Origin of the sequence: Pontibacter virosus, from assembly GCF_003096355.1 — a bacterium.
Taxonomy (GTDB): Bacteria; Bacteroidota; Bacteroidia; order Cytophagales; family Hymenobacteraceae; genus Pontibacter; species Pontibacter virosus.
On record NZ_QEKI01000003.1, the window covers coordinates 342222 to 359628 of the forward strand.

The following is a 17407-nucleotide window of genomic DNA, read 5'->3' on the forward strand; positions in this document are numbered from 1 at the left end:
TAAATAGAATAACTGACGAGCTATACCTGTCTGGTTCACCCCGGCAGGTATAGCTCGTTCACTTTTTGGGCCTTCTGCTTATTATTTAGACCCAGTCAGCCGATTGCTTCGTACTAGCCTTACTAAAGGGCATAGTTTGATTATAGCGTCAGTTTTCGTTTTTTTGCATTCTTTATTTTCAAGAAACCACACAGTTAATTAATGAACGCCTTAGGAAGACACATTTTAGTTGAATTTTACGATTGCTCTCCTGAACTGATGAACGATGTGATACACATCGAAAACAGCATGGTAGCCGCCGCCGAAACAGCCGGAGCCACCGTCATCAACAGTACGTTCCATCATTTCTCTCCTTATGGTGTATCGGGAGTGGTGGTGATTCAGGAAAGCCACCTGGCCATCCATACCTGGCCTGAGTATGGCTATGCAGCCGTAGACCTGTTCACCTGTGGCGATTCTGTAGACCCATGGGTTTCGTATACCTACCTGAAAGAGGCATTCGAGTCTGGCCATGGTTCTTCCATGGAGTTGCGTCGCGGTCAATTGAGTCTCCTGAAGCGCAATGACTTCAACCTGGAAACACTTCGTGATGCCTCTGCCAAGACAATAGAAGCGGATGGTTCCATTACACGGGATGTATGGTTCACAGAGCGTGACGAGAACATCGCGCTGTCCCTGAAGCATACTGGAAATCAGCTTTACAAAAAAGATTCTGAATACCAGCGCGTGGAAATTTACGAAACACTCGCATATGGCAACATGCTCACGCTGGATGGCATGGTAATGTGCACGCAAAAAGATGAGTACGTCTACCACGAGATGATCACCCATGTACCAATGTTCAGCAACCGCGCTGCGAAGCGTGCGCTGGTGATCGGTGGAGGTGACGGCGGCACCGTGCGTGAATTGCTGCGCCACGAACAACTGGAGGAGGTTACCCTTGTTGAGATTGACGAGTTGGTGATTGAAGCCTGTAAACTGCACCTGCCTGAGACAGCGGTTGCATTTGACAATCCGCGCCTGAACCTGCTGGTGGAAGATGGTATCAAATATATTAAAGAGTGCGCAGACGAGCACTACGACCTGATCATTGTGGACTCAGCCGATCCGGTTGGACCAGGTGAAGGCTTGTTTACTGCAGCATTCTACAAAGAGGTATACCGCTGCCTGACCAAAGACGGAGTGATGATCACGCAGAGTGAGTCACCGCGCTTCAACTCGGCTGTGTTCGTAGAGATTTACGACACCTACAAGAAGATATTCGGGCAGGACAAGGTACACTGCTACCTGGCTGCTATACCTACATACCCGACCGGTACCTGGAGTTTCTCATACTCAGCAAAAGGCAGTGCCAGCCCGCTACAGTTCGACAAGGAAGCTGCTGCTGCATTTTCCAGGAAGGAGGGACTTAAATATTACAATGAAGCAGTGCATATGGCTGCCTTCGCGCTTCCTAACTTTGTGAAGGAGCTTTTGAACACTAAACCTGATAACGTAACTGATGAGTACTCAGCAGAACCAACCAACTAATAGCAAGCAACAGAAGATCGCGGCATTTGACCCTAACGGCGTGGGTGACGTGAATGGGGGCCTTTTTGGTTTGCCCTTTACTATCGAAGAATCTGAAGTTGTGCTTATACCTGTGCCTTGGGAGGTAACGGTTTCTTACAGCGCCGGCACAGCGGCTGGTCCGCAGGCTATTAAAGACGCCTCTCCACAGCTCGACCTATTTGAGCCTGCCATCAAAGACGCCTGGAAAATAGGCATAGCCATGGAAGACATCTCGGAAGATTGGGCTGCTGTGAGCGTTAACCTGCGTCAGCGGGCGGAGAATTATATTAACTGGCTGGAAGAAGGAAGCCCCGAGGCAGACAGAGCAGAGTTTGAGAACCTGCCCACCGAAGTAACTGAAAAAGGCGAAGAGCTGCTGCAGTGGCTGAAGTCAAAAGCGAACAGCTACCTGGATCAGGGCAAACTGGTTGGTGTAGTGGGCGGCGACCACAGTACGCCGCTTGGGCTGATGCATGCCCTGGCAGATCGGCACGAGGAGTATGGCATACTGCAGGTAGATGCGCACGCTGATTTAAGGGATGCCTACGAAGGCTTTAAATATTCCCATGCCTCCATCATGTTCAATGCACTGCAGCTGCCGCAGGTCAAAAAACTGGTGCAGGTAGGTATTCGCGACATTTGTCAGGCGGAAGCGGAACTTGCCAATCAGTCGAACGGGCGGGTGGCTATATTCTATGACAGCGTGTTGAAAGAGAACATGTACGAAGGTGACAGCTGGAAAAAAGAGTGCAAGAAGATCATCGCCCAATTGCCTCAAAAGGTATACATCAGCTTTGATATCGACGGGCTGGATCCGAAACTTTGCCCTGCTACAGGCACACCGGTGCCCGGTGGTTTGGAGTTTGAGGAAGCCGTATACCTGATCAAAGCACTTGTGAGATCAGGTCGTGAGATCATTGGCTTTGATTTGTGCGAGGTAGCACCAGGCGAAAGCGAGTGGAATGGCAATGTGGGCGCCCGTTTGCTTTACAAACTGTGCAACTGGATGGCTGTGTCACAAAAGCGCCTGGAGGTACAGTAATCTTACCTTTATTCCCGGTTTGCCGTATAGCGTGGTAGGAATAATATACTATCACTATATATCGAAACAAAATGGGAATTATCATTAAGATTTTACTGACTGGTGTAGCCGCGCTTATAGCTGCCTACATTCTGCCAGGTGTGCAGATCGAGGGCTTTATATCGGCTTTGATTTTGGCAGTTGTATTGGCGCTGCTCAACGCTGTGGTTCGACCTATCCTAGTCATCCTGACTATACCTGTCACTGTGCTGACACTCGGTTTGTTCCTGCTCGTGATAAACGCGCTGATCATCCTTTTGGCCGACTACCTGATAGGAGGTTTTGATGTAGATGGTTTTCTCTGGGCACTGATATTCAGTTTAGTGCTTTCGCTTATAGAAGCAGTACTGGATATGATTTTTTAATTTATTACCCTATAGAAACAGAAAAGTCCCTGGCTCATACCAGGGACTTTTCTGTTTTCAGACCTTATTTCTTAACGCGACATCCAGGCCTCGCAAGCCTCAGCACACTCACGGCAGGCGTCAGCACATTTCTGGCAGTGGTCATGGTCGTGCTTGCGACATTCTTCTTCGCACAAGCGGCAAATCTCAATACACTCCTTCATCACATGCTTGGCATGGGCTGAGTCTCGGGCAACAAAGCGCGCGGTGAGCGTACAGATATCGGCACAGTCGCGGTCGAGCATGATACAGCGCACCATCATTTTCACGTCGTCCTCCTGCAAACAGGCAGTGGCACAGGTTTCGCAGGCGGTGATACATTTAATTAGTACATGTTCTAAGTCATTTGTTCTTTCAGATTTCATAGTTTATAGGTTTTGTGGTTCGTCTGTTATAAAATACGGTTGTAGTGGAGCATTGTTTGTTTATATAAAACGTGTGTGAAAGCAGGAACCTATTTCACGTTGATAATGGTTAACTTTGGGTTTAGGACAGCAAATTTAATTCGCATCGTTACACTTTTTACAAAGCATGAGTTTAGGTATAAGAGAAGCACGTGAGGCATTAAAACTGTATTTTGGTTATGAGCAGTTCAGGCCTATGCAGGAGCAAATCATCACCCACATTCTGCAGCAGAAAGATGTAGTGGTGCTTATGCCGACTGGCGGCGGGAAATCGATTTGCTACCAGGTGCCTGCCGTGGTGATGCCCGGTCTGTGCGTGGTGGTATCACCGTTGATTGCCCTGATGAAAGATCAGGTGGAAGCACTCCTGGCGAACGGTATACCGGCGGCGTTCCTGAACAGCTCGCAAACTGCCGATGAGCAGTATAAAATAGAGGAAAAAAGTCTTTCAGGACAAATCAAATTGCTCTACGTTTCCCCTGAAAAACTGCTCTCCGCAGGTTTTTTCTCTTTTCTGAAAAGATTGCAGGTATCCCTTTTCGCTGTAGACGAGGCACATTGTATTTCGGCTTGGGGGCACGATTTCAGGCCAGAATATACCCAGCTTAGAGCTCTAAAGCAGCAGTTCCCGACTATACCTGTCGTAGCATTAACTGCCACAGCCGATAAGCTAACACAAAAGGATATACAAGAGCAGTTGCAACTGCGACAGCCCCATGTGTTTGTGGCTTCCTTTGACCGGCCTAACATAAACCTGACGGTGCTTCCCGGGCAGAACCGTTTCAATAAGATCACGGATTTCCTTTCAGGCCATACCGGTCAACCAGGTATTATTTACTGCCTGAGTCGTAAAGCCACAGAGAGTCTTTCAGGTAAACTCCGCGATAACGGGTATAACTCCACTTTCTACCATGCCGGTATGAGTGCGCAGCAGCGATCAAAAGCACAGGAGGCTTTTCTACGCGATGATGTGCAGATTGTCTGTGCTACTATTGCATTCGGCATGGGCATAGACAAGTCGAATGTGCGGTGGGTGATCCACTACAACCTTCCTAAAAATGTGGAGGGCTACTACCAGGAAATCGGGCGGGCCGGACGTGACGGTGCCAAATCTGACGCGCTCCTATTCTACAGCTTTGCGGATGTTATGAATTTGCGCACGATGCTTTCTGAGAATGACAAGGCACAGAACGAGTTGCAACTCGTTAAGCTGGAGCGTATGCAGCAGTTTGCCGAGGCTACTTTCTGCCGAAGACGCATTTTGCTGCAGTACTTCGGAGAGCAAATGAGCAAAGACTGCGGCAACTGTGATATTTGCCGAAATCCGCCCAGCCACTTCGACGGCACCCTGATTGTTCAGAAAGCATTGTCAGCCGTTGCGCGTTCACAGGAAAAATTAAATATGAGCCTTTTGGTAGACGTGCTGCGCGGCTCACGCAACAGCCAGGTCTTGTCCGGCGGATATGACCGCATCAAAACCTATGGAGCGGGTCGCGATATTGGCACCCTTGATTGGCACCGCTACCTACACCAAATGCTTAACGCAGGTTTGGTTGAATTGGCCTACGACCAAAATTATACCTTAAAATTGACGGAACAGAGCAGACAGGTGCTGTTTGAAGGTCGTAAAATAAATCTTGTGAAGTTTGAGGATGCCAAGCAGCAGACCGAAACACTTCAAAGAGATAAGCCGAAGCGGGAAATTATCCGGGATGCCCTGTTTGAACGACTCCGTGCTTTGAGGAAGCGCCTGGCCGACGATCAGAAAGTTCCCCCTTATGTCGTGTTCACAGATAGTACTTTGCAAGAAATGGCGGCAGAAAAGCCGTCGAATAGAATTGCCATGTTAGCCATTAGTGGGGTTGGAGCGCAGAAGTTCGAACGCTACGGACATGATTTTATAAATGAGATCATTTCCTTCATGACGGAAGAGCAGTCCAAGGGCAGTGCGATCAAAGGGGCGACGCACCTGGTCACCTGGGAGGCATACCAACAGGGCCTGAGCCCCGAGGAAATAGCGAGGCGCCGTAATTTAAACCCCGTTACCATCTATTCGCATCTGGCCACATTGTTGGAGCAAGGCTATGACGTACCCGTGCACGATTTTGTATCGAAGCGTGAGTATGAGGCAATAGTGGAAGCAATAGAAAGACTGGGCAAAGATGCAAAGCTGAAAGATCTTTTCGAGCATTTGGAGGAACGATACGAGTACTTCAAAATCCGATTATCTGTAGCAATGCACAGCATGCAGTACGCCTGGTAACTTCCTGATATGTCAGCTTTTAAAAAAAGAAGGCCACTCTGTTTAAGAGCGGCCTTCTTTTTTAAGCGTTTTATATAAGATTTATTCTACTGACGCAATTGGGTCTGGCCAGCTGTCTTTGTCGCCATTCACGATGCCCTGTGAGAATACTTCGCCACGAAGAAGCAGTATGCCTGCAACGTGCGGTGCCGCAAAGGATGTTCCGCTGCCGCTGCTGCCAATACCGCCGCCTATACGTGTAGAAGTTACGCTCACGCCTGGCGCGGTGTAGTCAACCGGTGCACCGTAGTTCGAGCTTGACCAGAAATTCTGGTAGCGGTCCATGGCCGAAACCGTATACACGCCTGTTGCATTCACGCGGGCAGGAGAGTTTACAGAGCAGTCTGTAGCGCTATTGCCAGCTGCGATTGCAAAAAGAATACCCTTGCCAGCCGCAGTTATGACTGCATTGTCCAGCGTGCTGGATATACCGGAACCCAGGCTCATGTTCACCACATCACCAGGTTTTCCTGTATTGATGACATAATTTACGGCACTGATGGCGCGAGACACAGTACCATAACCTGTATTGTCGAATACACGAAGGGCAACAATCGTGGCGTTGGCTGCTACACCCACCATGCCGCTTCCATTGTTTTTGGCAGCAATGATTCCAGCTACGTTGGTACCGTGGCCAAAGCCGTCTTCAATAGAGGCATCACCATAGATCATTGATGCGCTGCGCTGTAGGTCCACATTCAGGTCAGGATGATCCGTATCAATACCAGAGTCGATCACCCATACCGTTTTACCGGTACCGTCACCGTAGCCATTCATGGCAATGTGCCAAGGCAGTGTTTCGCCAGGAAGAGGCGTTATTATCGTATAGGGGTTGCTAGCTGGCTGCTCAGGCTCTGGTTCCGGCTCCGGCTCCGGCTCAGGACTTGGCTCAGTAGGTGTTGGCTCAGTCGGTGTCGGGTCCGTTGACTCTACCGGCGCAGGCTCAGTAGGAGTGGGATCCGTAGGCGTTGGCTCTGTTGGTGCAGGTTCGGAAGGAGCAGGCTCCTCAGGAGTTGGCTCCGTTGTGTTTTTCTTGCCATTACCTTTTGTCTTGTGGTCAGTTTTCTCGTCTTTGGTCTTGCCGCTGTTTCCCTTCGTCGTTGTATTATCAGTGCCAGGCTTTGCAAGCATAATGATACGGTCTTGCTCAACATAAGCTACTTCTGGGTTTTTGCGCAATTGTGTTAACTGATCTTTCGTTAAGCGAGCAGCAAAACCGTTTACATTTCCTTCAAACGTTTGCTGTACGGCGTCTGACGTTATGCCTGTTGCAAGCAGCATGCGCTCACGTAGTGCCACTGTGGCAGCACGTCCGGCAATTGTCATTGCATTCACATGGGTTGAAGTCAAATTGCTGGACCCTTTTTTAAACACCACGATGTATTGGCCAGGTATAGCCTGTCCGTGCTGGGCATTTATTTGTACCGAATCAGTCTGAAACTGCTCTTCCATGAAGTCCTCCTTCTGGCAGCTTGAGAGGGTGAATACGGAGGCCAGGGCTAAACCTGACAACGCTTTAAATAGTGTAGAATTGTTCATCATATAAGCTTGGTTGGATTGGGTAAATAATTGAATTAAATTTTCACAATGCCTCGTAACAATGTGAGTTTTTAAAAAGTTTAAGCCTTGGCAAGAATTGTAAAAATTTTATGCTGGTGTCAGATTTGAAGGGGCGTAGTGTTCCTGTCTACATTTTTAAATGTGGATTCTTGAAGATGTAGTTCTCTTGAAGAGAAAGGAAATATGTGAGGGTTTAGTAGATTTTTATCATATAATATCCGTTATGAGTAACTTTTCACGAAAGATAATTGGATTAAAATTAAGAAAGCAAATATTTTTGTAACAAAATTTTAATTGCACTATGCAAATGTGTTATATAATCAGTTGAAATAACTTTGCATTACTAATATTGCACTTTCCCTTTATAGATAGGTTTTTTAAAATATAACTGAAAAAGTTGATAAATATTTGCTAATAAAATTAGTATAATACGTATAGTTTTAGTAAGTTTACATGCCGGCACCTAGCGTGCTCTGATTATTGTCGGTAAACGAAAAGAATAATAGTGGAAAAGGTAACATCGAATATAAGACACCTTCGCAAGCATGCCGGGTATACTCAGGCGCAGCTTGCTGAGAAGTTGGAAATCAAGCGTTCTTTGGTGGGAGCGTATGAAGAGGGAAGGGCGGAACCAAAACTGAGTACCCTGGTGAATGTTGCCCGCCTTTTTGAGGTTTCCCTGGACGAACTTATTACAGCTGATCTGTCAGATCCAAATTACAAACCTGAGGCTGTTCAGCCAGGAGGTGGTAAACTCCGCGTGTTAGCCATTACGGTTGATCAGGAAGATCGCGAAAACATAGAATTGGTTCCGCACAAAGCTAGTGCCGGTTACCTGAATGGTTATGCTGATCCGGAGTTTATTGAGGAGCTTCCACGCTTCCGTCTTCCCACACTGGGCAGTGGTGGTACTTACCGTGCATTTGAGATCAGTGGTGACTCCATGCTGCCATTGTCCTCCGGCACTGTTATTGTTGGGCGGTTTGTAGAGGATTGGAGTAGCTTAAAAGACGGGACTCCTTGCATCATTGTGAGTGGGAAGGAAGGAGTTGTGTTTAAGAGAGTCTACAATAAAGTAAAAGAAGCTGCTACGCTGCGTTTACATTCTGACAACCCGCTTTACGCTCCTTACGAACTATCAGTGGATGATGTAGTGGAGATCTGGGAAGCTAAATCTTATATCAGCTCTACTTTCCCGATTGCCGATATTTCCCTTGATAAGCTTTCATCAATTGTACTGGATCTCCAAAAGGAAATGCTCAAACTTAAGAAGGCCGAGTAAACTTACTTAAGGTATAGAAACAACAGCGCAGCCTGCCTCTAATGGGGCGGGCTGCGCTGTTTTAGCGCTGATTCGTTGGGTCTGCTAACTACAAACGGCATTATCCGTAAAGGCATAGCATAAAACAAAAGCGCGATATGATACGATTAATTACCGATTCCCAAAGATACGAGGCTCAGACAGAGGGAGGACTCCGTTCCCACTACCTTTTCTCTTTTGCAGATTATTACGATCCGGAAAATATGGAATTCGGGCCATTGCGTGTCTTCAATGATGACTATATCAGTCCACGCTCCGGCCTTCCGTTGCATCCGCACTCTGAGTTGGAGATTGTGACGATTGTGCTGTCCGGTGATCTAACTCACAAGGACAACATTGGAAATGAAACGACGGTGACGCCAGGCCAGGTACAGCGTATGACAGCAGGTACAGGAATCACCCATGCTGAGACGAACGAAACCGACGAGGAGGTTCACTTACTGCAGCTTTGGTTCCTGCCAAATAAGCGTGGACTGGCACCCTCCTATGAAGTGATGGATGTTGGCTTCCTGAAAGCAAAGAATGAGCTCATACCTCTGGTAACAGGACAGAAGGTGCTGGAAGATGTGGCCTACATCAATTCTAATTCTACTGTGTACTATGGAAGTGTAACACAAGGGGAGGAGGCAACCTTCAGGACTTTCAAGCTTCGCAGAACCCTGATCTATGTGCTCACGGGTAGCGTGCTGGTCAACAATGTAGAGGCTGACAAGAATGACCAGATTAGGCTGGATAGCCAGGAAGTTATCGGCATAAAGGCGACTGCAGATGCCACCTTTATTCTGGTTGATGTGCCTGCTGTTGAGGCGAACTACTAAGCAACTCTTCTTTTAGACAAAGCAGTGGGCTGGTCTACTAAAGGCCGGCTCACTGCTTCGCTATTAATGGTGTTTCTATTTATTATTCAATGTCATCCCCTGGGGTAGCAATAGCTTCCTGCAAGAGGTGTTCATCTAAGTGTTTGCTTGTCTTGGCGCCTAGCTCACGCAGTATTTCCACTTTGCGTATGAGGTTGCCCTTTCCGTCTGTCAGCTTGTTCATAGCACCGTTGTAGGCGCTCTGGCTCTGCTCCAGGTGGCGGCCAACTGTTTTGAGGTCTTCTACAAAGCCCACAAACTTATCGTAGAGTTTTCCGCTTTCCTCTGCAATCCTCAGTACGTTTCTTTTCTGGTCTTCCTGACGCCATACACCAGCCACGGTGCGCAAAGTGGCCAGTAGGGTGGAGGTGGTCACAAGCACAATGTTCTTGTCGAAGGCATCCGTAAAGATGTTCTGGTCATGCTGCAGCGCCAGGTTGAAAGCAGGCTCTATGGGGATGTACATCAGCACAAAATCAGGAGAATTGATACCACTCAGTCGGTGATATTTTTTGCGCCCCAAATCGGTATAATGTGTTCGGATGGAAGTGATGTGACTGCGCAGGTAGCTCTCCAACTGTGCCTCGTCTTCGCAACTACAATAGGCCTCGTATGCCACAAGCGAAAGTTTGGAGTCGATGACCAGATGTTTGCTGTCTGGCAGGCGTATGATCACATCGGGGCGGTATACCTTATGCTCTTCGTTCTGTCTAACTTCCTCACGCTCGTAATGCACTCCCTTGCGCAAACCTGATTTTTCGAGCAGACTCTCCAATAGGTATTCACCCCAGTTCCCCTGCGTTTTGCTTTCCCCTTTCAGAGCCTTCGTCAGGTTTAGTGCATTCTGACTCATTTGCTGGTTCAGGGCAGATAATTGAGTGATTTGTTCTTTCAGCGAAATACTGTCCTTGAGTGTTTTCTCGTACGTTTGGTCGACTTTGGCCTCAAACTCCCGGATTCGCTCTTTGAGAGGAGACAGGATGCGTTCCAGGTTTTCAGAGGAGGCCTTGTTAAAGTGCTCTGCGTTCGTCATCAGCACCTGGTTGGAAATATGCTGGAACTGCTGCAGGAATTTTTCGCGTAGCTGCTCCAGTTCTTTAGCTTGCTCGTGCATACGCTCGCGCAGGTGTTCGTAGTCGGATTCGGTCTTGGTCAGCGCATTGGTCAACTCCATGGTTTCTGCCTGGGCATCCCGCAGCTGGCTTTTCAGCGCTTCAGCTTCCTGCGCATGATGTCGGGCCTGGCCCTCCAGCACGCCCTGCGCCACAACTGCCTGGTTGAACTTATCCTGCAGGGCGCTGATTTTTCCTTTCATGGCTAGGAAGGCTACTACAAGCCCCGCCAGAAATGCCGCTATACCTATTATAACCTCCATACAGTAAAGGTATGTTTTTTTAGCATTTCAAACCAGATGCTAACGATTTTAGTTTTTAAGATTCCTGCGGATGGTCGGTGGCTGTCCACTCTGCATAAAACTGGCTTAGAAAATTCTCCATGTATTGGTGGCGTTTTTCAGCCAGAGCCCGTGCGGTTGGAGTATGCATCCGGTCTTTTAACAGCAGCAGCTTCTCGTAAAAGTGATTAATAGTGGGTGCTGTGCTTGTTTTGTAAGTCTCGAAGTTGTCGTGCAGCACAGGTGGTACGGCAGGGTTGTAGAGTTCCCGTCCCTTATGACCGCCATAGGCAAAGGTGCGCGCAATGCCGATCGCTCCGATGGCGTCCAGTCGATCTGCGTCCTGCACGATACGCCCTTCCAGGGTTGGCATGGCAGAAGATGTACCGGCTCCTTTGTATGACAAGCCACTTACGATGTCACAGACTGTTGCTATCTGTTTTTCGTCCAGCTGTTGTTTTTCCAGCCATTCCCGTATCATCCGTGGTCCTACAGTTTCATCTCCGCTATGAAATTTGTGATCGCCGATGTCATGAAGCAAAGCGGCTAGTTCCAGCGTGAATCGGTCGGCGTCTTTTTCCTGTGAGGCAATGTAGAGGGCATTCTTCCACACCCGGAAAATATGCCACCAGTCGTGGCCGGAGCCCTCGCCCTCCAGTTGCTCTTTTACATAGGCTGCGGTTTTGTCGATAATGGCTTGTTGCTGCATATTGTCATGTATAAACCTCAAAACTGCGAAATATCCCGCAAAGCCACAAAGGCTGGCCTATACCTTTACACCTGTCATAGCCTCAGCATCGATACCTTGCAGCGATGGCAACTGTACTAAGTCCAACTCGAGAAGGGCGGCCCAGGTGCTCAGGTATAGCACCACATCGTCACGCAGGTTGTGTTTTAAATAGCGTCTGTTCGGCGGAAGCGCTTCAATCACCTTTGCATCCGAGAGCCGTTCCAAGTGGGCTAAGTCATCTTTTGTGAGGCCCCATGCTAGCATCTGATCAATGATCTCGTCCATAGGTAATCCACTTTGAGGGCAGTAGTCGCGCAGCTGTTCGCTCCAATCGCCATGCCGCCACATGGCCGCACCGTGGATGTGCCCTTTGTCGAGTTGGGTGAGGGTCTGGGCCAGGTGACCGCAGTTGCAGCTGCCCATATGACCCCATTGGTAATTGGCACCCCGTGCCAGTCGGTCGGCTGTCTGGCGTATAGCCGCCACCAGCTGTGCTGAACTTCTTGCCATAAGCTTGATCCTTTAAGGTGATTTTTTATCGGAGAAATAAGTCATCCTACTATAAAACGGCAGAGGCGGTAAATGTTATGAATAGACGCCTGATTTTCATACCTCCACCGGGCTTTATACCTTTGCAGGTATACCTGTTCACCCGCTAAGCCTTCGATGATGCGTATTATACCTGCCGTAATTTTTTTTCTGTTGATGTTCTTCGTCTGTACCGCGCCGTCAGCAGAGGCCCAGATTCTTAATATCGAAAGGTCCAGGATAGAGCGCGACACGGCAGATTTTGCAACGGGCAAGGCCGGGCTTAACTTTTCGATGTTCAACCGCAATGCGGGGCGAAACAATCCGAACAACTTCCTGCAGCTTACTTTCAACGGGGATCTAGCTTACATCTCCAAACAGCACACGTATCTGTTTCTTAACTATTACAACTACCTGCTGGTCAACTACGACTCCCGCGAATTGCGCAACACAGTAGCCAGCAATGGGTACTCCCATTTCAGGGTCAACCTAATGAGCCGGCGCAAGGTATCATACGAACTCTTCACGCAGTACCAAGCCGATATGGCTCGTGGTCTAGAGCGGCGAATCCTGACTGGAGGAGGTGTACGTTGGCTGCTTTATCGCACAGACAACACTTCCTGGTTTGCGGGTACGGGCCTGATGCATGAACATGAAAGTTGGAAGGACCCGGAGCAGGAGGGAGTGACCCGCGATTCGGATCTGTTGAAGTCCTCCAATTACATCAGTCTGCGCTCTAAACTGTCGGAACATGTGGAAACGAATAACATAGCCTATTTCCAGACAGGGTATGACCAGCACATCAGCCGATTCCGGAATCGCATCAGCGGAGACCTGGGGTTGACGGTTAGGCTAGTTGGTCGCGTTTCGATGCGCACAAATTTCAACTTCACGTACGAAGACAGACCAATCGTACCGGTTACCCGCTTTATATATGCGATTACAAACGGTTTGCAGGTAGACTTTTAGCCGTACTGTCTGCTCATAACAACCTACGCCTTAGTTGCACTGCGTTTGAACGGATTTATATCAAATTTTTTTAATATAATTTGCACAGAGCCGAACAATGGAGTCAACTTTGGCGTAAGCTGCGTCATAGGATACACGATAAACACACATTTAAGTAAATATCCTGCGACCGGAATGCTCAATCCTGGTAATCAACGTTTAATTAAATAACTGGTAAGTCCAGCGCGCGTCAGATGCGCATATTTGCACTTTTTTATCGATGGAAAAAACTTCTAAAATTTACATTGCTGGCCACCGTGGCATGGTAGGCTCTGCCATTCTGCGCCAACTGGAGGCCAATGGCCACACCAATATCATCACCAGAACCTCCTCCGAACTCGATTTGCGTAACCAACAGGCCGTGCAGGAGTTCTTCGAAACCGAAAGGCCAGACTACGTTTTCCTGGCGGCCGCCAAAGTAGGGGGAATCCACGCCAACAACACCTTCCGCGCCGAGTTCCTATATGACAACCTGATGATCGAGGCCAACATCATCCACGCCGCCCATGTGTCAGGCGTGAAGAAGCTGATGTTCCTGGGCTCCTCGTGCATCTACCCGAAGATGGCCCCGCAGCCTCTTAAAGAGGAGTATTTGCTGACTGGTCTGCTGGAGCAGACGAACGAGCCCTACGCCATTGCTAAGATCGCCGGCATCAAGCTATGCGAGTCCTACCGCGACCAGTACGGCAGCAACTTCATCAGCGTGATGCCCACCAACCTCTACGGCTACAACGACAACTACGACCTGCAGAACTCACATGTGCTTCCGGCTCTGATCCGAAAAATACATGAGGCAAAAGACAACGGCGCACCTACTGTTACCGTATGGGGTACGGGCAGTCCGAAGCGCGAGTTCCTTTTCGCGGATGACCTGGCAGCTGCCTGCGTATACCTGATGGATTCGTATAATGGCCGCGAGCTGGTGAATATTGGTACAGGAGAGGATGTCTCTATTAAAGAACTAGCCCTGCTGATCAAAGACGTGATTGGTTATGAAGGCGAACTGGAGTTCGACACCACCAAGCCGGACGGAACACCGCGCAAGCTGATGGATGTGAGCAAGCTGCACAGCCTCGGTTTCAAACATAAAATTGAACTGCGTGAAGGTATAGCACTGGCCTATGCCGATTTCAAAGAAAAATACGTGACTGCTTAGTCATACATTCTATACAACCATAAAAAGAGAATTACATTAAAGAAGTATATCACATGAAGACAGCCCTTATCACAGGCGTTACCGGACAGGATGGCGCATATCTAGCGGAGCTTTTACTGAGCAAAGGATATAAAGTACACGGTGTGAAACGCCGTAGCTCGATGTTCAACACCGAGCGCATCGACCACCTCTATCAGGACCCGCACGAGAAGAACATCAACTTCAAGCTCCACTACGGCGACCTGACGGACTCCACCAACCTGATCCGCATCATCCAGGAGACGCAGCCCGACGAGATCTACAACCTGGCCGCCATGAGCCACGTGAAGGTGAGCTTTGACACGCCTGAGTACACGGCCAACGCCGACGGACTGGGTACGCTCCGCATCCTGGAGGCTATTCGTATCCTGGGGCTGACTAAAAAAACTAAGGTATACCAGGCCTCTACTTCTGAGCTTTACGGTCTGGTACAGGCCGTGCCGCAGACGGAGACCACGCCTTTCTACCCACGCTCGCCTTACGCAGTGGCTAAACTATATGCTTACTGGATCACGGTCAACTACCGCGAGGCCTACGGCATGTTCGCCTGCAACGGCATCCTCTTCAACCACGAGTCACCACTGCGCGGCGAGACTTTCGTAACAAGAAAGATCACACGCGCCGCCGCCCGCATCGCCATGGGTCTACAGGACGGTCTGTACCTGGGTAACCTGGACGCCAAGCGCGACTGGGGCCATGCCAAGGACTACGTGGAGGCCATGTGGCGCATCCTGCAGCAGGACGAGCCGGAGGACTTCGTGATCGCCACGGGCGTGACGACGACGGTGCGTGACTTCATCCGCATGGCCTTTGGCCACGTGGGCATCGAGCTCGAGTTCAAGGGCGAGGGCGTGGACGAGAAAGGCTATGTGGTGGCCTGCAACAACCCCGAGTACCAGCTGGAGATAGGCAAAGAAGTAGTGTGCGTAGATCCGAACTACTTCCGTCCGACGGAGGTGGAGCTGCTGATCGGCGACGCGACCAAGTCGAAGGAGAAGCTGGGCTGGGTACCGAAGTACGACCTGCAGGCCCTGGTGACCGACATGATGCAGCACGACATCCAGCTCTTCAAGCGCGACACCTACCTGATGGAAGGCGGCCACCGCATCCTCAACTACCACGAGTAATCGCTTATACCTTAAGCAGGGTATAGCTCAAATAGAAAGCGGCAGTCTCACTTTGGTGGGGCTGCCGCTTTTTTTTGTTTTATCCGAGCCCGCTAGGTTGGTAATTGAAAAAGGGGATTTCACTAATAATGGTTATAGCCCACCTGATGATAGGTATAACTCGGCTGATAATTTTAAGAATCTAACCTTAATTGCGGTGTGGGCTATAACCAAGTTATAGCTACAGCAAGGTATAACTTGATGGCGCCAGAAAGCTCGTGTCAGGTATAGGTATAGGTATAGGTATAGGTATAGGTATAGGTATAGGTATAGGTATAGGTATAGGTATAGGTATAGGTATAGGTATAGGTATAGGTATAGGTATAAGCAGGGGAGGCCTTTAAACGCAAAAAGCCCTTGCTTTCACAAGAGCTTTTAAGCGGTCTGGACGGGACTCGAACCCGCGACCTCCGCCGTGACAGGGCGGCATTCTAACCAACTGAACTACCAGACCAATACTTTGAAAAGATCAGAGCCATCTACTCTGAAAGAAAAACCGCAGTTTAATTCTGCGGTCTGGACGGGACTCGAACCCGCGACCTCCGCCGTGACAGGGCGGCATTCTAACCAACTGAACTACCAGACCAATACTTTGAAATTTGCAGAGCCTATTGCTCTACTTGTGTAATAACCACAGGGGTTTAAGCTGCGGTCTGGACGGGACTCGAACCCGCGACCTCCGCCGTGACAGGGCGGCATTCTAACCAACTGAACTACCAGACCAAACTGCATTTCCTTAACGCTATCCGTTAAAGTGTCACAAATGTAGACGGTAAATTTCGATTCTGCAAGAGCTATGCTATATTTTACCCCTATATTTTTAGCCTGAAACCGTAAGTAGCTCAAAACCAAATATTCTTTTTTTGGAATGCACGATAAATTTCAAAGAATCGCTATTCCATATTCTGAAACTGTTAAATTTGTGATTCAATCAGCAATGAGGATTTATGCTTTTGGATTTTGAACAACCTATAGCGGCCCTGGAGGGCAAACTGCAGGAAATGAAAAAACTGGCCAGCGAAAGCCAGGTAGACGTTTCGGAAGCAGTTAAAGCGCTTGAAGAAAAAATAAAGACGCTCAAGAAAGAGACCTATGCCAACCTTACCCGTTGGCAGCGTGTGCAGCTTTCCCGCCACCCGGACAGACCTTATACTTTAGACTACATTGCAGGCCTCACCTCTAAATTTGTGGAACTGCACGGCGACCGTACCGTGAGCGATGACAAAGCGATGGTAGGCGGTTTTGGTGATATGGATGGTCGCAGCATTATGTTTATCGGACAGCAGAAAGGCCGCAACACCAAGCAGCGCCAGATGCGCAACTTCGGTATGGCCAACCCGGAAGGCTACCGCAAAGCACTTCGTCTGATGAAAATGGCTGAGAAGTTCGGCCGTCCCATTGTGACCTTTATCGATACCCCAGGCGCTTTTCCGGGCCTGGAGGCAGAGGAGCGGGGACAGGGTGAAGCAATTGCCCGCAATCTGAAGGAAATGTTCATGCTGAAAGTGCCGGTTATCTGCATCATCATAGGAGAGGGCGCATCTGGTGGAGCCTTGGGTATAGCCATTGGCGACCGCGTAATGATGCTGGAGAATACCTGGTACTCGGTTATTTCTCCTGAATCCTGCTCGTCTATCTTATGGCGCAGCTGGAACTACAAGGAGCAGGCAGCCGAAGCCTTAAAACTGACTGCAACCGACATGCTGCAGCATAAGCTCATTGACGGTATAATCAAAGAACCACTGGGCGGAGCACATACGGAGCCAGATAAAATGATGCGCACACTTAAGAAGGAGATCTGCAAGATGCTGGATGAGTTGGAAGGTATAGCACCAGAAGACCGCATCATGCAGCGCATTGAGAAGTTCTCGGCCATGGGTGTGGTTCAGGAAAGCTTGGAAAGTTAA

16 protein-coding genes and 3 tRNA genes are annotated in these 17407 nt (G+C 49.0%); 10 read left to right on the plus strand and 9 right to left on the minus strand.

Going from position 1 to position 17407, the window contains the following annotated elements:
• Nucleotides 1–201: 201 nt before the first annotated feature.
• The 3 genes from speE to C8E01_RS06740 all read left to right on the plus strand — a co-directional run bounded on the left by speE (nt 202) and on the right by C8E01_RS06740 (nt 2997).
• Nucleotides 202–1530: a polyamine aminopropyltransferase gene (gene speE / locus C8E01_RS06730; RefSeq protein ID WP_116542583.1), complete on the plus strand. Its 1329-nt coding sequence runs from the start codon at nt 202–204 to the stop codon at nt 1528–1530.
• Nucleotides 1502–2593 carry an agmatinase family protein gene (locus tag C8E01_RS06735; protein WP_116542584.1) on the plus strand — a complete coding sequence of 364 codons (1092 nt, stop codon included), beginning with the start codon at nt 1502–1504 and terminating at the stop codon, nt 2591–2593. Before speE ends, C8E01_RS06735 begins: the two co-directional genes overlap by 29 nt.
• 71 nt (nt 2594–2664) lie before the next feature.
• Nucleotides 2665–2997: a phage holin family protein gene (locus tag C8E01_RS06740; RefSeq protein ID WP_116542585.1), complete on the plus strand. Its 333-nt coding sequence runs from the start codon at nt 2665–2667 to the stop codon at nt 2995–2997.
• A gap of 71 nt (nt 2998–3068) precedes the next feature.
• Here the strand turns inward: C8E01_RS06740 and C8E01_RS06745 are convergent, their stop codons facing one another.
• Nucleotides 3069–3401, minus strand: coding sequence for a four-helix bundle copper-binding protein (locus C8E01_RS06745; RefSeq protein ID WP_116542586.1), 333 nt, complete (start codon nt 3399–3401; stop codon nt 3069–3071).
• 166 nt (nt 3402–3567) lie between these two features.
• Between C8E01_RS06745 and recQ the strand changes: the two genes are divergently transcribed.
• Nucleotides 3568–5703 carry a DNA helicase RecQ gene (gene recQ, locus C8E01_RS06750; RefSeq protein WP_116542587.1) on the plus strand — a complete coding sequence of 712 codons (2136 nt, stop codon included), beginning with the start codon at nt 3568–3570 and terminating at the stop codon, nt 5701–5703.
• 81 nt (nt 5704–5784) lie between these two features.
• Here recQ and C8E01_RS06755 read toward each other — a convergent pair whose 3' ends face one another.
• On the minus strand, nt 5785–7254 hold the full coding sequence (locus C8E01_RS06755) for a S8 family serine peptidase (RefSeq protein ID WP_243409458.1): 1470 nt from the start codon (nt 7252–7254) through the stop codon (nt 5785–5787).
• A gap of 553 nt (nt 7255–7807) precedes the next feature.
• On the opposite strand from C8E01_RS06755, the gene C8E01_RS06760 reads away from it, so the two are divergent.
• Together C8E01_RS06760 and C8E01_RS06765 are read left to right on the plus strand one after the other, a co-directional pair.
• Entirely contained in the window at nt 7808–8584 is a 777-nt protein-coding gene (locus C8E01_RS06760; protein ID WP_116542589.1) for an XRE family transcriptional regulator, read from the plus strand.
• A 137-nt stretch (nt 8585–8721) separates the two neighbouring features.
• Nucleotides 8722–9441, plus strand: a complete 720-nt coding sequence (locus tag C8E01_RS06765; protein ID WP_116542590.1) for a pirin family protein — start codon at nt 8722–8724, stop codon at nt 9439–9441.
• Nucleotides 9442–9523: 82 nt separating this feature from the next.
• Here the strand turns inward: C8E01_RS06765 and rmuC are convergent, their stop codons facing one another.
• From rmuC to C8E01_RS06780, 3 genes are read right to left on the minus strand one after another with little or no spacing between them, the layout of a single operon-like run.
• Complete coding sequence (rmuC, locus tag C8E01_RS06770) at nt 9524–10855, minus strand: DNA recombination protein RmuC (protein WP_116542591.1); 1332 nt, start codon at nt 10853–10855, stop codon at nt 9524–9526.
• Nucleotides 10856–10910: 55 nt separating this feature from the next.
• Nucleotides 10911–11582 carry an HD domain-containing protein gene (locus C8E01_RS06775; RefSeq protein ID WP_116542592.1) on the minus strand — a complete coding sequence of 224 codons (672 nt, stop codon included), beginning with the start codon at nt 11580–11582 and terminating at the stop codon, nt 10911–10913.
• 57 nt (nt 11583–11639) lie between these two features.
• A complete protein-coding gene (locus C8E01_RS06780) occupies nt 11640–12113 on the minus strand; it encodes a hypothetical protein (protein WP_116542593.1) in 474 nt (157 codons plus the stop codon).
• Nucleotides 12114–12269: 156 nt separating this feature from the next.
• Between C8E01_RS06780 and C8E01_RS06785 the strand changes: the two genes are divergently transcribed.
• The 3 genes from C8E01_RS06785 to gmd all read left to right on the plus strand — a co-directional run bounded on the left by C8E01_RS06785 (nt 12270) and on the right by gmd (nt 15461).
• A complete protein-coding gene (locus C8E01_RS06785; protein ID WP_116542594.1) occupies nt 12270–13100 on the plus strand; it encodes a DUF481 domain-containing protein in 831 nt (276 codons plus the stop codon).
• A gap of 241 nt (nt 13101–13341) precedes the next feature.
• A complete protein-coding gene (fcl, locus tag C8E01_RS06790; protein ID WP_262509640.1) occupies nt 13342–14295 on the plus strand; it encodes a GDP-L-fucose synthase in 954 nt (317 codons plus the stop codon).
• A gap of 53 nt (nt 14296–14348) precedes the next feature.
• A complete protein-coding gene (gene gmd, locus C8E01_RS06795) occupies nt 14349–15461 on the plus strand; it encodes a GDP-mannose 4,6-dehydratase (RefSeq protein ID WP_116542596.1) in 1113 nt (370 codons plus the stop codon).
• Nucleotides 15462–15721: 260 nt separating this feature from the next.
• Here gmd and C8E01_RS22055 read toward each other — a convergent pair whose 3' ends face one another.
• The 4 genes from C8E01_RS22055 to C8E01_RS06810 form a co-directional block, all read right to left on the minus strand.
• Nucleotides 15722–15850, minus strand: a complete 129-nt coding sequence (locus tag C8E01_RS22055; RefSeq protein WP_262509638.1) for a hypothetical protein — start codon at nt 15848–15850, stop codon at nt 15722–15724.
• A 30-nt stretch (nt 15851–15880) separates the two neighbouring features.
• Nucleotides 15881–15954 (minus strand) — tRNA-Asp (locus C8E01_RS06800).
• A 58-nt stretch (nt 15955–16012) separates the two neighbouring features.
• Nucleotides 16013–16086, minus strand: a tRNA-Asp gene (locus C8E01_RS06805).
• 63 nt (nt 16087–16149) lie between these two features.
• A tRNA-Asp gene (locus tag C8E01_RS06810) sits at nt 16150–16223 on the minus strand.
• A gap of 224 nt (nt 16224–16447) precedes the next feature.
• Here C8E01_RS06810 and C8E01_RS06815 point away from each other — a divergent pair.
• Complete coding sequence (locus C8E01_RS06815) at nt 16448–17407, plus strand: acetyl-CoA carboxylase carboxyltransferase subunit alpha (protein WP_116542597.1); 960 nt, start codon at nt 16448–16450, stop codon at nt 17405–17407.